Origin of the sequence: Collinsella sp. 4_8_47FAA (genome assembly GCF_000763055.1) — a bacterium.
Classification (GTDB): domain Bacteria; phylum Actinomycetota; class Coriobacteriia; order Coriobacteriales; family Coriobacteriaceae; genus Collinsella.
In genome coordinates this window covers 229488-243817 of the sequence record NZ_KN214136.1, presented here as the reverse complement: position 1 = coordinate 243817, position 14330 = coordinate 229488, and the positions used below count along the sequence as shown (strand labels likewise).

Annotated in this window: 14 protein-coding genes and 2 tRNA genes; 1 reads left to right on the top strand and 15 read right to left on the bottom strand. The window is 62.4% G+C overall.

Features of this window, described 5'->3' with window-relative positions; all coding sequences use genetic code 11:
* Positions 1 to 6 precede the first annotated feature (6 nt).
* The 15 genes from ftsY to HMPREF9463_RS07360 all read right to left on the bottom strand — a co-directional run bounded on the left by ftsY (position 7) and on the right by HMPREF9463_RS07360 (position 13764).
* Positions 7 to 924 carry a signal recognition particle-docking protein FtsY gene (gene ftsY / locus HMPREF9463_RS07430; RefSeq protein ID WP_035138143.1) on the bottom strand — a complete coding sequence of 306 codons (918 nt, stop codon included), beginning with the start codon at positions 922 to 924 and terminating at the stop codon, positions 7 to 9.
* Positions 924 to 4460 (bottom strand): chromosome segregation protein SMC, encoded by a 3537-nt coding sequence (gene smc, locus HMPREF9463_RS07425; protein ID WP_035138139.1) that lies wholly within the window; start codon positions 4458 to 4460, stop codon positions 924 to 926. The genes ftsY and smc overlap by 1 nt, the downstream gene beginning before the upstream one ends.
* Before the next feature lie 10 nt (positions 4461 to 4470).
* Positions 4471 to 5196 (bottom strand): ribonuclease III, encoded by a 726-nt coding sequence (gene rnc, locus HMPREF9463_RS07420; protein ID WP_035138137.1) that lies wholly within the window; start codon positions 5194 to 5196, stop codon positions 4471 to 4473.
* Between the two features lie 3 nt (positions 5197 to 5199).
* Positions 5200 to 5442 (bottom strand): acyl carrier protein, encoded by a 243-nt coding sequence (locus HMPREF9463_RS07415; RefSeq protein ID WP_035138134.1) that lies wholly within the window; start codon positions 5440 to 5442, stop codon positions 5200 to 5202.
* Positions 5443 to 5566: 124 nt separating this feature from the next.
* Entirely contained in the window at positions 5567 to 6586 is a 1020-nt protein-coding gene (gene plsX, locus HMPREF9463_RS07410; RefSeq protein WP_035138131.1) for a phosphate acyltransferase PlsX, read from the bottom strand.
* A gap of 87 nt (positions 6587 to 6673) precedes the next feature.
* Positions 6674 to 6853 (bottom strand): 50S ribosomal protein L32, encoded by a 180-nt coding sequence (gene rpmF, locus HMPREF9463_RS07405; protein WP_022094017.1) that lies wholly within the window; start codon positions 6851 to 6853, stop codon positions 6674 to 6676.
* A gap of 64 nt (positions 6854 to 6917) precedes the next feature.
* Positions 6918 to 7472 carry a YceD family protein gene (locus HMPREF9463_RS07400; protein WP_035138128.1) on the bottom strand — a complete coding sequence of 185 codons (555 nt, stop codon included), beginning with the start codon at positions 7470 to 7472 and terminating at the stop codon, positions 6918 to 6920.
* On the bottom strand, positions 7472 to 7969 hold the full coding sequence (locus HMPREF9463_RS07395) for an ATP synthase subunit B family protein (RefSeq protein ID WP_022094019.1): 498 nt from the start codon (positions 7967 to 7969) through the stop codon (positions 7472 to 7474). Before HMPREF9463_RS07395 ends, HMPREF9463_RS07400 begins: the two co-directional genes overlap by 1 nt.
* A gap of 68 nt (positions 7970 to 8037) precedes the next feature.
* Positions 8038 to 8535 carry a pantetheine-phosphate adenylyltransferase gene (coaD, locus tag HMPREF9463_RS07390; protein WP_035138126.1) on the bottom strand — a complete coding sequence of 166 codons (498 nt, stop codon included), beginning with the start codon at positions 8533 to 8535 and terminating at the stop codon, positions 8038 to 8040.
* On the bottom strand, positions 8528 to 9157 hold the full coding sequence (gene rsmD / locus HMPREF9463_RS07385; RefSeq protein ID WP_035138125.1) for a 16S rRNA (guanine(966)-N(2))-methyltransferase RsmD: 630 nt from the start codon (positions 9155 to 9157) through the stop codon (positions 8528 to 8530). Before rsmD ends, coaD begins: the two co-directional genes overlap by 8 nt.
* Complete coding sequence (gene recG, locus HMPREF9463_RS07380; RefSeq protein WP_148334204.1) at positions 9154 to 11331, bottom strand: ATP-dependent DNA helicase RecG; 2178 nt, start codon at positions 11329 to 11331, stop codon at positions 9154 to 9156. The genes rsmD and recG overlap by 4 nt, the downstream gene beginning before the upstream one ends.
* Before the next feature lie 9 nt (positions 11332 to 11340).
* Positions 11341 to 13002, bottom strand: a complete 1662-nt coding sequence (locus HMPREF9463_RS07375) for a DAK2 domain-containing protein (protein ID WP_035138123.1) — start codon at positions 13000 to 13002, stop codon at positions 11341 to 11343.
* Positions 13003 to 13029: 27 nt separating this feature from the next.
* Positions 13030 to 13419, bottom strand: coding sequence for an Asp23/Gls24 family envelope stress response protein (locus HMPREF9463_RS07370; protein ID WP_006234031.1), 390 nt, complete (start codon positions 13417 to 13419; stop codon positions 13030 to 13032).
* 161 nt (positions 13420 to 13580) lie between these two features.
* A tRNA-Asn gene (locus HMPREF9463_RS07365) sits at positions 13581 to 13655 on the bottom strand.
* Positions 13656 to 13689: 34 nt separating this feature from the next.
* Positions 13690 to 13764, bottom strand: a tRNA-Asn gene (locus HMPREF9463_RS07360).
* Between the two features lie 152 nt (positions 13765 to 13916).
* On the opposite strand from HMPREF9463_RS07360, the gene HMPREF9463_RS11600 reads away from it, so the two are divergent.
* The coding region (locus HMPREF9463_RS11600) for a helix-turn-helix domain-containing protein (protein ID WP_148334214.1) at positions 13917 to 14330 on the top strand (414 nt) is incomplete at its 3' end.

Below are 14330 nucleotides of genomic sequence, written 5' to 3'. Positions count from 1 at the left end.
CACTCCTTAGTTGGACTCGCCCACCAGGGCGCGGCAGAAATCTTTGGCGTTAAACTCCTGCAGGTCATCGACCTGCTCGCCCACGCCGATGCGCAGGATCGGGAGCTTGAGTTTCTCGGCCACGGCCATGGCGATACCGCCCTTAGCCGTGCCGTCGAGCTTAGTCATGATAATACCGTCCAGGCCCAGCGCCTCGTTAAACTCGAGCGCCTGGTTCAGACCGTTCTGACCAGTGGCGGCATCGATCACAAGCACGACCGAGACCGGCATGGGACCGGCGGCCATATTGGCGGCGCGCTTACGGGTCACATTGACCACCTTGGCGAGCTCGCGCATGAGCTCGGGGCTCGTGTGCAGACGACCGGCGGTATCGATGAGCACCAGGTCGCTGCCGCGCTTATCGGCCTCGTCGAGCACGTCATAGCACACGCTTGCCGGATCGGAGCCGCGGTCACGCTTGATAACCGGTACGCCGGCACGCTGACCCCACACATCAAGCTGCTCGATGGCGGCGGCGCGGAAGGTGTCGGCCGAACCGATCACCACGTTCTTGCCGCGGGCGGCCATGGCGCTCGCAATCTTACCGACCGTGGTGGTCTTGCCGGCGCCGTTGATGCCGACAAACAGCACGCAGCTCGGCGTATCGGCGAACGGATCGCGCTCGATGGGCACAAAGTGCTGTTCAAGCTGCTCAGCCAGGGCACGACGGAGCTGCGGGGCGGTCTTGAGGTTCTTCTTGGCAGCGGCATCACGCAGGTCATCGGAGACTTGAATGGCGACCTCGGCACCCATGTCACCCATAACGAGGGTGTCCTCAAGGTCCTCCCAAAAATCCTCGTCGACCTCACCGCCAAAGTAGAAGACCTCGTTAAGGGCCTCGCGGCTGCGCTCAAGTCCGCGCGAGAGTGCGTCAAAAAATCCCATTATGCATTCACGACCTTTCCGGTTTCGCGATCGAGTTTTTGCGAGACGACGCGACTGACGCCGTCGGCTTGCATCGAGACGCCGTAGAGAACGTCAGCATCCTCCATAGTACGGCGCTGATGAGAGATTACCAAGAGCTGCGTATCGGAACGCAGCACATCGAGGGCGCCGATGAGCTTGGACAGGTTGGCGTCGTCGAGCGCAGCCTCGACCTCGTCCAGCACATAGAACGGCACCGTGCGCGTGCGATACACGGCAAAGAGCAGGGCGAGCGCCGTCAGGCTCTTCTCGCCACCCGACATGAGCATCATCTTGGTGATGCGCTTGCCGCGCGGCTGCGCCACGACCTCAATGCCCGTCTCGGCCGGATGCTCGGGGTCGGTCATCTCCAGATGCGCCTGACCACCCGGGAACAGCATGGCAAAGATCTCGCGGAAGTTCGCATCGACCTTCTCAAACGTCACTAGGAACGCCTTGCGCATCTTGCGGTCGATCGCCACGGTGATCTTGGTGAGCGCCTTGCGCGCGCTCTCCAGATCGGCCAGCTGCTCCTCGATGTAATCGGCACGGCGCTTGAGCTGCTCGTACTCCTCCATAGCGACTTGGTTCACAGGGCCCAAGTTGTTGATCTGGCGCACGAGTTGGTTAAGCTCGCGCTCGGCGGCGTCGCGATCGGTGGGCGCCGGCAGCATGAGCGCTTCCTCGAGCACCGTGGTACCGTCAGCGGTGATGGCCTTGATGGCAGCCTCGACCTGCACCTCGAGCTTGCCGCGCGCCACCTTGAACTCATTTTGCGTCGTGGCGGCAGCATCGACCCTCTCTTTGGCGCGGGCGACCTCGGTCTTGGCGTCCTCGATGGTCTTCTTGAGCGAGGCCGAGTCCGCTTCCTCGAGCGAAGCCTGATCGCGCAGGCGCGCAGCCCAGTCCGAGGCGCGCTCCAACAGGGCAGAATAGCGCTCGTGCATGGGATCGACGCGAAGGCGCAGCAGCTCAAGCGAGCGCGAGGCCTGGCGTGTTCCGCGGATACGGCGGTCGATGCCCTCCAGGCGATGCTCCAGGTCGGGCACGCGGCCCCTCAGAGAACGAAGACGCTCGCTCGTCTGGGCCAGGCGCACCTTGGCGTCGGCGAGCTTACCGGCTGCCTCGGAATCGTCACGGCGCACGCGATCGAGCTCGTCGTTGGCCTCGGCAATCTGCAAGCCTAAGTCGCTCGCCTGCGCACGGGACTCGTCACGCGAACGAGTGAGCTCGTCCACGCGCGGACGTGCGGCACGAACGGCCTCTGCGGCCTGCTCGCGGCGCTTGGAAATGCGCACGCGCTCGACCTCGGCATTGTTGGCACTCTGCTCCAGGCGGCCGATCTCGGACAGCAGGGAGCGACGCTCGCCCTCAAGGCGGGCAATCTCGCCGGCAGCATCGCCCTCGGCAGCACGGGCCTCTTCAACGGCCGCATTGGCCTCGACGACCTGATCAGAAACATGCTCAAACGCGGCAGCAAGATCGGGCTCCAGGCCCTCCAGCTCGCGGATACGACGCTTGCGCTCCAGAGCGCCCGAAGCCTCGCCGGCATCAAGCCCCACGCGAACCAGGCCGCCGCAGGCAACGCGTGCGCCATCGGGAGTCACATAGGTCACGCCATCAACGACCGGCGCGGACAGCGCACAAGGCAAGTCATCGACCACGTAATAGCCGCCGAGCAATGCCTCGACGACCGGACCGTAGCCCGCACGCACGGACAGACGATCAACAAGACGGGTACCGGCGGCACCCTCGGCGGCCGCAGAGCCACTCACGCTGCGCGCCACCAGCAGCGCCTCGCCCGAGGCCTTCTTCTGGTCCAGGGCGGCGCGACCGGCGCGCTCAAGTGCGGCAGCGTTATCGAACAACAGGGCATCGATATCGCCGGCGAGCAGCTGCTCAACCAGGCCCTCAAGCTCACGAGGTGCCTCGAGCACATCGCCCAGACGGCCCGAGACATCGTCGCCCAGCGCGCCCACCAGACGGCTTACGAGCGGCGAGCTGTCGGCCATGCGAGCATCAAGCTTCTTTTGGCTGGCAAGCTCCGAGCGCACCTCGGACAGCTTATTGCGCGCCTCGCTCTCGCGATTACGCAAGTCCTTAAGGGCTGCACGGGCGACCTCGGTAGCCTCACGCGCATCGCTCTGGGCCTGACGAGCCGCCTCAAGGGCACTCTCAAGCTCCTCAGCACGGTTGCGGCGGCTATCAAGCGATGCCGTGACCTCCTCGAGCTGCTCATCGATCTGCTCCAGGCGCGAGGCATACATGTTGTCCTCGACCTCGGCATTGGAAAGCGAATCCTTTACCTTGGCGAGCTCGAGCGCAGCATTATCGGCAACGCGCTGCACATCGCGCTGCTCGCGCGTGAGCTGCGAAATCTGCGCATCGAGCGCCACGCGGCGTTCGTGAAGCTCGGCGGCGGCAGGACCAGCGGCGTCGACGTCCTCCTGGGCCTGCATATGCGCGCCGGTCACTTCCTCAAGCTGGGCACGCGCATCCTCGAGCTCCTCGACCACGCGACGACGCTGATGCTCGGAGCTCGAGATCTGGCCGCGCATGTCGGACAGGCGCGACACCATGTTGTGGCCCTTTTCCTCGAGCAGGCGCATGTCGGAGTTAATGCGACCGACCACATCTTGCATATGGCGGCGCTGCTCGCCCAAGTCGCCCACAAACAGGCCCTTTTCCTCGAGCATGACCTGGAGCTTCTCGAGCTCGCGCTCTTTCTCACCCAGGCGGTACTGCGCGAGCTCCAGCTCGGCGGCGCCCTCCTTAGAACGGCTCTCCAGGTCGTTCCACTGCGATTGCAGCGAACGGAGCTCATCGACTGCCAGCATCTGCGTAAGCTCGTTCGCGCGCGAGGACAGCTCTTTGTACTTGCGCGCGCGATCGACCTGACGCTCCAGCGGTCGCAGCTGACGGGCGATTTCCTTGTTGATATCGCGGGCACGGGTAAGGTGCTCGTCCATCGACTTGATCTTTTTGAGCGCACGCTCCTTGCGGCGCTTGTGCTTGGAGATGCCGGCGGCCTCCTCAATGAGGGCACGGCGCTCCTCGGGACGGCTCTGCAAAATGGCGTCGAGCTTGCCCTGGCTGATGATGGAATGCGTATCCTTGCCCAGTCCCGAATCGTGCAGGATGTCCTGGATGTCCATCAGACGGCACGGGCTCGAGTTGATGAGGTACTCACTCTCGCCCGAGCGATACATGCGGCGGGTGATAGCCACCTCGTCAAAGTCGACGGGAAGCATATGGTCCGAGTTGTCGAGCACCAGCGTGACCTCGGCCACACCCACCGGCTTGCGCGCCGACGAGCCCGAGAAGATGACGTCTTCCATGGCCTGGCCGCGCAGCTGCTTGGCGCTCTGCTCGCCCAGGACCCACAGAATCGAGTCGGAGATGTTCGATTTTCCCGAGCCGTTGGGACCGACGATGACGGTCAGGCCCGGCTCAAACGTCATATGGGCGCGGTCGGCAAACGACTTGAACCCTTTGAGCGTGAGGGACTTGAGATACACGGTTCCTCGCTTAAACAGGCTTCTTGTTCAGAATCACGCCGTTGGTGGTGTAACCCATGCGGTCGAGTGCCTCAAGCGCGGCAGCTCCCTCGGCCTCCTTCTTGGAGGAACCGGTGCCGCGGCCCTGGCGGATACCGTCAATGAGCACCACGGCGGTAAAGGTCGGTGCGTGTGCCGGACCCTCAGAGCCAACGAGCTTGTACGCCGGAGGCTCGTGGCCGTCGGCCTGCACGCACTCCTGCAAAAACGACTTGGGGTTCGCGGGGTGCTCGGCACGCTCGGAAGCCAGGTGCGGCTTAAGCGTGCGGTGGATAAAGTCCGCCGCAACGTCCCAGCCGGCATCCAGGTACAGGGCGCCCACGAGCGACTCGTAGACGTTCTCGAGCGCCGAATGCAGGCCGCGCGCGCCCGTGCCGGTCTCGGAGGCACCAAAGATGATAATGTCGTCGATGCCCAGCTCATGGGACACCTCGGACAGCGTGGCACCCGAGACGAGCGACACCTTCAGGCGTGTAAGCTTGCCCTCGTCAAACTCGGGATAGGACTCAAAGAGCGAGCGGGCAACCACAGCGCCCAAAATGGAATCGCCCAAAAACTCAAGGCGCTCATAGCTCGCCGAGACGGGCTGACCTTCCACGGCAGAGGGGTGCGTGAGCGCCGCACGCAGCAGCACCTTATTATTGAACTCGTGGCCCAGGATTTCCTGGGCGCGTGCGAGTCGTTGAGATAAAGCCAAGACTTAGGCCTCCTTGGCGTTTTCGATAGCGTCGACAGCGTCGGCGACAGAGTTGAGCGACAGCAGGGTCTCGTCATCGATCTCGAGGTCGAACTCGTCCTCGATGGCCGTCACCAGCTGCAGACGCTCGAGCGAATCGGCATCGAGATCGTCAAAGGTAGTCTCGTCGCTAATGTCGGCGACATCGACGCCCAGCACATCAGCGGCGACTTCGGCGATCTTATCGAAGATTTCGGAGCGGTCCATAGCGCTTCCTCTCGTATTGCGTGAACATCAACGCGCTGGCGCCGCAAGTGCAGCACCAAGACACGGTTTTGATTCTACCCCACGACGAAGGCCGCGAGGCACATAACAGCGCCCTAACTCGCTCCTACAAAACGATGCCGTCCATAGAGTTGGCGACGTTCTCGACAAGCCCGGCGCGCACGGCCTCCGCCGCGGCAAGCGTACCGTTTTTGACGGCCTCGACCGAGGTAGCACCGTGGCCGATCAGGACCACGCCACGCAGGCCCAGCAGAATGGCACCGCCTTTGGCATCGCCCGAGAGCTTTGCCTTGATCTCGCGCATCTGCTTTTTGATGAGCAGCGCGGCGATCTTGGTGCCGAGCGAAGCCATAAAGGCACCCTTGAGCTCTTGCAGCAAAAACTTAGCGGCGCCCTCGGTTGCCTTGAGCGCGATGTTGCCCGACATGCCATCGGCAACGACGACGTCAAAGTTACCCGAGGTCAGGTCGGTACCCTCGCAGTTGCCCACAAAGCCGGGAACGGCGGCCTTCATGGCAGGGAAGCACGCCTTGGTAAAGTTGGAGCCCTTCTCATCCTCGGTGCCGTTGCCGAGCAGACCGACGCGGGGATGCTCAATGCCCAAGACGACGCGCGCATAGGCGCTACCCATCTGGGCAAAACGCACCATGTCGTCGACCTCGACATCGGGGTTGGCACCCATGTCGCACAGAACCGTCAGGCCGCCGGCGCGGTTGGGCAGTGCGTTGGTGAGGCACGGACGCACCGGCTGCTTCTTGCCCTCGGCCTGATACCTAAATGGCGTCACGTAGGCGGTAGCGGCAGCGGTCATGGCGCCGGTGGAGCCGGCGGAGAAGAACGCATCCGCGTTACCCTTCTTAATGGCGCGGCAGGCAAGCACGATCGAGGACTTGCGCTTGGTCATCACGGCTCGAATGGGATCGTCATCCATGGCGATGACATCGGGCGCCTCCAAGGCCTCAACACGAGCGTGAGCCGCGGCAAAGGGGTTCACGATCTCTGCGGGACCGACGGCCAAGACCTCGATATCGGGATCCGCAGCAAGCGCCGCCTCGATACCGTCGAGGACAACCTGAGGCTTCTCGTCTCCACCCACAACGTCTACACAAACGCGAACGTTACTCATATACATGCTCCTTATACAAAAATGGCCGACTCATTGAGCCGGCCATTGTGGTTCCAGTTGGAACGGCATCGCATCCAGAGTATACAGTTACTCGGTAACGATAACCTCGCGGTCCTTGTAGAAACCGCAGCTGGGGCACACGTGGTGCGGGAGCTTGACAGCGCCGCAACGGGGGCACGTGGACTGAGCCGCAGCCGAGATCTTCATGTTGGCGGAACGACGGGTGTGAGTGCGGATACGACCCTGCTTTTGTTTAGGTACGGGCATAGTGACCTTCCTTATGAACTATCCAGTGTGGCGATTACGCGCAAGTAGCGATACTACCACAGTTTTACTCGTCAAGCTTGAGATTCTTCAATGCTGCAAATGGATTTTCCGTGGCAGCGGCCCATTCAGCCTCTGCTTGAGCGGCGCAATCGCATTGCTCGACGTTGAGATTGATGCCGCACGTGGGGCATAGGCCGCGACAATCGGGCTTGCACAGGACAACGAACGGCGTGTCCATGACGACCGCATCGTTGATGGGCTCACCCAGATCGACGATGCGATCCTCACCCAGTAACTCGTAGCCGTCTTCGTAGGCCTCGGGATCCTCGGGCTCGTTAAAGAGATAGAATTCCTCGATCTCACCGGCAATATCAAACGAAGCGGGCTCCAGGCAACGGTCGCACTCACCGGTTGCGTGCGCGCGGACCATGCCCGTAAGCAGAACACCGGTGCCGGCATTGGTAAAGACCACGTCGTAGTCAATGCCGTCCTGCAGCTGATACTCCTTCTCGCCCACCGTATAGGCGGCGACATCGACCTTGCCGGTCAGCGGGTACGAGTCTCCGGGAAACTCGAGCTGCTCGGAAAGATCGACGGTGACGTTCGGGAACTCAGCCATTACCACTGACCATTCTGCTGGGCGGCACCCTCGTTGAGTTGCTGACGGCAACGGGTGACGGTGCCGGTCAGGCTCTTGAGGTTCTCCTCGAGATGCGTAAAGACCTGCTCGGCGTAATCCTCGGCGGCATAGCGCGTCTCGCGCTCGTACTGCTGGGCACGGTCGCGAATGTCGTCGGCCTGCTGCTGGGCTAAGCGGACGATCTCCTGCTCACCGGCAATGGTGAGGGCCTGCTGCTGAGCATCGGCAATGATGGAATCGGCCTGAGCGGCGGCGGAAGCCATAAGCTCCTCGCGCTCCTTGAGGATACGGCGGGACTTCTGCCATTCCTCGGGATAGCTCATGCGGATCTCGTCGAGGATGTTAAAGAAGACGTCGGCGTCGATAACCTTCATCTGGGCGTTCTTGCCGAACGGCGTCTTAGCCTCTTCGATGAGCCCCTCGAGCTCGTCGACAAGACTCACGATCCTGTCGCCAGGAAAATTCTCGCCCGGCATCCGGTCTCCTTTCATAGGTAACATATCATCGTGTTAGTTTACCACATGCCACCAGGCATTAAAAAACGTCACGAAAAGCGATGTTTGAGCGCCTTGACCACATTGGGCGGAACAAAATTAGAGACGTCGCTACCGAGCGAGGCAATCTGGCGAACCACCGAGCTCGAGATATAGCCGTACTGCGGCGCACTCATGACAAAGATGGACTCCAGCTCGTTATCCAGGCGGTAGTTGAGGTCGGCCTGCTGCAGCTCGTACTCAAAGTCGGTCATGGCGCGCAGACCTTTGACCACGGCTCCCGCACCCTGTTCGCGGGCAAAATCGACCAAGAGGCCGGTGAAAGGAAGCACCTCGACGCCGTCAATATCGCCGAGCGCTTCACGGGCCAGTGCCACGCGCTCGTCGAGCATGAACGTGGTGCCGACGCCGTTTTTGCCCTGCGACTCGGCGACGGCCACGATCACGCTGGGAAAGATGCGGCGGGCGCGGCGGATGACGTCGATATGGCCAAACGTGATGGGATCGAAGGTGCCCGGGACGATTACGCAGTTAATGGTGTTACTCATGGGCGTCCTCCGTGGGTGCGTCGCTATCGTTGTCATCATCCTCGCCGTTGCCAACCCAGCGCAGCAAGTCAACCGAGGTTATGCCGTAACGCTTCTCGCGCACAGTCTCAAAGCCTGCCGGATGCGCACCCACGTCGGCCGCGGCGTGCTCAAAGAGCGCGTAGGCACCCTGCACCAGTAAGCCCTGCTGAGACAGGTTTTGCAGCAGCTCCTCGACCGGCTCGGCGCCAAAAGCATAGGGCGGATCGAGCAGGACCAGGTCAAAGGGACCGCCCGGCACGCGGCCGCGCGAGGCGCTTGCCAGCACGTCACCCGTCACCACGCGCCAACGCGCACGGTCACGGCACAGCGACTCGATATTCTTGGTAATCAGACGAGCAGCGTTGCGATCGATCTCGAACGTGGTGAGCGAGCGGGCACCGCGCGAGAGCATCTCAATGCCCAAGGCGCCGGAGCCGCCAAAGGCATCCAGCACGCGGACCTCGTCCAGATCGAAGTCGAATGCCGACATGACCATAGATGCGCACGCCTCGCGCACGCGATCGGTCGTGGGGCGGGTGACATCGCGACCACGGGGCTCTTCGATCTTGCGACCGCGCCATTCGCCGCCGATGATTCTCATCCTCCGCTGACCTCCTTAAAGATGTGTCGATACCGCATGGCGACCGCATCGCGTAGAGGGCGCGTCGCCACAGAGTCAAGGTTGCAAGCATACCGCAAGAGCTCGACCGCGTCCAAATGGGCCCACTCGATCAATTCCTCGTCGGCATCAAGGTCAACAAAGCGCAAGGTCACGCCGCCATGCTGGCGGTAACCCAGGATTTCGCCCTCGTGGCGCAGACGCAGGTCCATCTGGGCGAGCGTAAAGCCGTCCGAGGTCTTCTCGAGTGACTGGAGGCGGTCTTGTGCCGCCGACGCGCCGCCGTTGCCCTTGGAGTGCGTCATGACCAGGCACGTACCCGACACGCTGCCGCGGCCTACGCGCCCGCGCAGCTGGTGCAAAGCCGCCAAACCAAAGCGCTCGCCATTCTCGATGACCATGACGGTTGCGTTGGATACGTCAACGCCCACCTCGACCACCGTGGTCGAGACGAGCACATCGATCTCGCCACGCTTAAAGGCATCGATGACCCGATCCTTCTCCCCCGCCGGCATGCGGCCATGAAGACGCTCGATGGCAAGCCCCGGTAATGCCAGACGAAGGCGATCGAGCTCGGTCGCCGTGTCATGCAACGGCACGGGCACGGTCACGCGGCCTTCGTCGTCGCGGGCGATGCCGGGTACGTCTTCGAGCTCATCGGCCGAATCGCTCGGCTCCACGAGCGGACAAATCACGTAGGCTTGCTGCCCCTTTTCGTGCGCCTCGCGAATGGCGCCATAGGCCAGGTCGCGACTCGACTCGGTGAGGACGCGCGTCTCAACGCCGGCACCCGGAACGGGACGATGGCGGATGATGCTCGTATCCAGGTCGCCATACACCGAAAGCGCCAGCGTGCGCGGAATCGGCGTGGCAGTCATGACCAGCAAGTCGGCACCCGGGCCTTTTGCGCGTAGAGCGTTACGCTGCCCCACGCCAAAGCGGTGCTGCTCGTCAATCACCACAAGCGACAAATGCCTGAACGTGACGTTCTCCGAAAGCACCGCATGGGTACCAAAGAGCACATCGAGCTCGCCAGACTGGAGCCGCGCATGAATCTGTTCACGCTCGGCCACCGGCGTGGCTCCCGTCAAGAGCGCCCAGGTCATGCCAGCCCGCGAGAGCAAGGGGCCGGTCTTATCGGCATATTGACGCGCCAGCACGCCCGTGGGCGCCATAACGCAGGCCTGAGTGCCGCTATCGGCCGCAACCGCCAGTGCGCAGGCGGCAACGGCGGTCTTACCGGTACCGACGTCACCCAGCAGCAGACGGTTCATCACGCGACCGCCATCGCACATGTCATGCAGGATGTCTTGAAATGCAGCCTCCTGCTCATCGCTCAACGAAAACGGCAGGGCCTGTTTAAGCGCAGCCAAATGCTCGCCCGCGGCATGCGCATAAGGCACCACGTCGACTATACCGCCCTCGTTGCGCAGACGCAGCGCGAGCTGCAAGCAGAGACACTCCTCATAGGCAAGACGCCGGCGCGCGATGTCGCGCTCGGCCATGCTCGAGGGAAAGTGGATCGAGCGCAGCGCACGGGCATTGCTCATGAGCTTCCGCTTTGCGCGCAGCGGCGCGGGAATGGGATCGAACGGATTGGCAGCCACTTCGAGCGCACCGCTCACGATACGGCGCATCCACGCCTGGCTCACGCCGTCACTTACGTAGTGGACCGGCAAAATGGTACCGGCGGCGCGCCCGTCCTCAAGCTTTTCAAAGTGGGGCGAGGCCATCTGCTTAAAACCGTAGGCAAACTCGACCTTGCCCATCACGGCCAGGCGTTCGCCCTGCTTAAGCTGTTGGGCAATCCAAGGCTGACGGAAAAAGGCAACCTGCAGCACGCCCGTCTCGTCCACGAGCGAGACCTCAGTCACCTGCATACGCGGACGGGGCTGCTTTTGGACAATACGGTCGACCGTGGCGATGATGGTGCACACGGTACCGATGGGCGCCATCTCGATGGACCACGAGCGAGTGAAATCCAGGTAGCGATGAGGAATATGGAGAAGGAGGTCCCCCACCGTCCGAATTCCCAGACGGCGAAGGGCCTCCTCACGTTTACCCGAAACATATTTGAGTCGCGCGATATCCTCGTCGAGCGCATTGCTCTGGGCAAAACGCTCCGAGACGCGCGGCACGGAGCACAGCTCGGACATAGGCAGAGCCTACTCGATCGAGAAGATCACGGGATAGAGCGGCTGCTCGCCACGATGGGCATCAATCTCCAGATCGGGCTGAGCCTCCTCGATAGCGTCGACGATCTCCTGGAAGGCCTCGTCGGACAGCTCCTCGCCGGCCAAAATCGTCAGCGCGTCACCCTCCTCTTCCTCCTGCATGCGGTTGATGCAGTCGAGCGTGACCTGCTTCACGTCGGAGCCGACCACGTCGATGGAACCGGCGATGATACCCATGACGTCACCGGAGTGAATCGGCGAGCCGTCAGAGGCGCTGGAGTCGCGCACGGCGCGGGTGACCTCGCCATCGCGGACCTCGCTGATGGCGTCGACCATAGCGGCGACGGCGTCCTCGAGCTCGGAATCGGGCAGGACCGCGAACAGCGCGGAGAACGCCTGCGGGACGGTCTTGGTGGGAACGACGGCGACCTTCTTGTCGGTGCAGGCGGAGGCAGCGGCCTCGGCAGCCATGCGGATGTTGCCGTTGTTGGGCAGGATGATGACCGAGGTCGCGTTGACCTGGTCGACGGCGCCCAGCAGGTCGGCGGTCGAGGGGTTCATGGTCTGGCCACCCGACACGATCACATCGACGCCGAGGGACTTGAGGATGTCGGCCTCGCCGGAACCGGCGGCAACGGCGACAAAGCCCAGGGCCTTCGCGGGCTCGGCGGCCTTCTCCTGGTCCTCGTGGATCTTAGCGGTACGGTCGTGGGCCTCCATCTCCATGTTGTGGATAAAGACCTCGTAGATCTGACCGAGCTGAAGCATGTGCTCGAGCACCAGGTTCGGGGTGTTGGAGTGCACGTGGATCTTGTAGTCGGGATAGGCACCAACGAGCAGCTCACAGTCGCCCATGGAGCCCAGGAACTTCAGGCACTCGTCCTCGTCAAACGGGGCGTCGGCCTTAAAGAGGAACTCGTTGCAGTAGCGGAACTCCGAGCCCTCCCAGTCGTCGTTAGCCTCGATCTCAACACGGCCAAGTGCGGCATCGCGAGCAGAGCCGGCGGAATCGAACGTAGCGGAGAAATCCTCGACCACGGTGCTGCGGCCAAGGGCAGCGGCAACAAAGTTCTCCAAGAAGATGGCAAAGCCAAAGGCGCCGGAGTCGACCACGCCGTTCTCCTTGAGGACGGGCAGCAGGTCGGGCGTGCGGGCGACGGACTGGTAGGCCTCGACGACGATGGCGTCGAGCGCATCCTCGGCAGAGAACTTCTTCTTCTCGCACTCGTCTGCCTTGGTCGAAACATCACGCAGGACCGTGAGGATCGTGCCCTCGATGGGCTTACGAACAGCCTGGAAGGCAACCTTGACGGCACGACGGAAGGCGAAGGCGATATTGGCGGATGTAATGGGCTCATCGGCAGAGACAAGGCCCTCGGCCACGCCGCGTAGGATCTGCGAGGTGATGACACCGGAGTTGCCACGGGCGCCCATCAGGGAGCCGTGGGTGATAGCGCCGGCAATGGCCTCCATGTCGGCATCGGCGGGAAGGGCGGAAAGCTCCTTGGTCACCGAGGCGAGCGTGAGCGACATGTTGGTGCCGGTGTCACCGTCGGGTACGGGGAAGACGTTGAGCTTGTTGATCTCCTCGGCCTTTTCGGAAACGGCAGCCGCAGCGATCGGAAAACAGGTGCGAATGGTCTTTGCAATCATAAGTGATGAAATCTCCGTATTCGGATGCTAGTTCAGACGGCTCTTGAGCGCGTCGATGTGAATGCCGATCTTAAGGCTGGCGGGATCGATCTGGGCGATCTCCTGCAGGGTGAAGGCGACGGAGCTCGAAAGATTGTGGCAGACGGACTTCATGTTGACGCCGTTCTCGAGCACGACGTGAAGGTCGACCGTGAGGCCGTTCTCGTCGGCGGAAACAAGCACGCCCTTGCGGAGGCGCTGGCCGGCAAGCAGGCGCACGCTCTCGGCGCCCTGCAGCTGTTCAGCCATACCGACGACGCCGTAGCACGTCATCGCGGCATAACCGGCAATATCGGCAATAACGTCGTTCGAGACGCTCAGGCTGCCGTTGATGGTCTCAGACACAAGAATCTCCTTTTCTGGTGCTCGCGGCACCATGTCGTGGGAGCAATCATCCCAATAGTTTACAACGACCGCGCCATGTTAAGGCGGCGGGGTTCGCGATTACATCCTCGACACGAAATGTTGATACGGCAACGTTCGCCACAGGCGATCGCGGCATGAAAAAACCCGCCGCATAAGCGACGGGTTTTAAAACCTGGCTCCCCGGGTAGGACTCGAACCTACAACAGCGCGGTTAACAGCCGCGTGCTCTACCATTGAGCTACCGAGGAATTTAAAAGCCCAACGAAGAGGGCTGAAAAATTCTGGCTCCCCGGGTAGGACTCGAACCTACAACAGCGCGGTTAACAGCCGCGTGCTCTACCATTGAGCTACCGAGGAATAGGTGCGTGCTCTCAAGCAACGAAGTTTATTATACGGACGATTGGGCGAAGGGCAAGAACTTTTTTAAGAAATTTTCCGACCCAGTCATTGGCCTTGATTATCAACTTCATCCGAACACTTCCCACATTCATCCGCACATGTGCGGATGAATGTGGGAACCCGATACCCTGAGGGCCGGACCGGCCGGCCCCGGGAGATCGGAGGACGGCATGTCCGGAAAGAAGAAAAGGGGCTCCGCGAGGGCGGTCCCGAGGGCCTACGGAAGGCTCACGAGGCACGAGCGGGACACGGTCCAGAGGATGCTGGAGCGCGGGGCCTCGTGCAGGGAGATCGCGAGGGAGCTGGGCAGGTCGCCCTCGACGGTGAGCGCCGAGGTGGCGTCGCACAGGTTCGTGACGGCGCCGAAGCCCAGGCGCGGCGAGCGCGTGGACGCCTCCGCCGACCTGTCGGCGGCCTGCCCGCGCCTGGCCGCGTGGCCGCGATGCTGCAACGGCTGCGGCCGGTACCGCGCGATCGGCTGCAAGCGCCGCCCCACGTCTTCTACGAGGCCCGGGCCGCGCAGC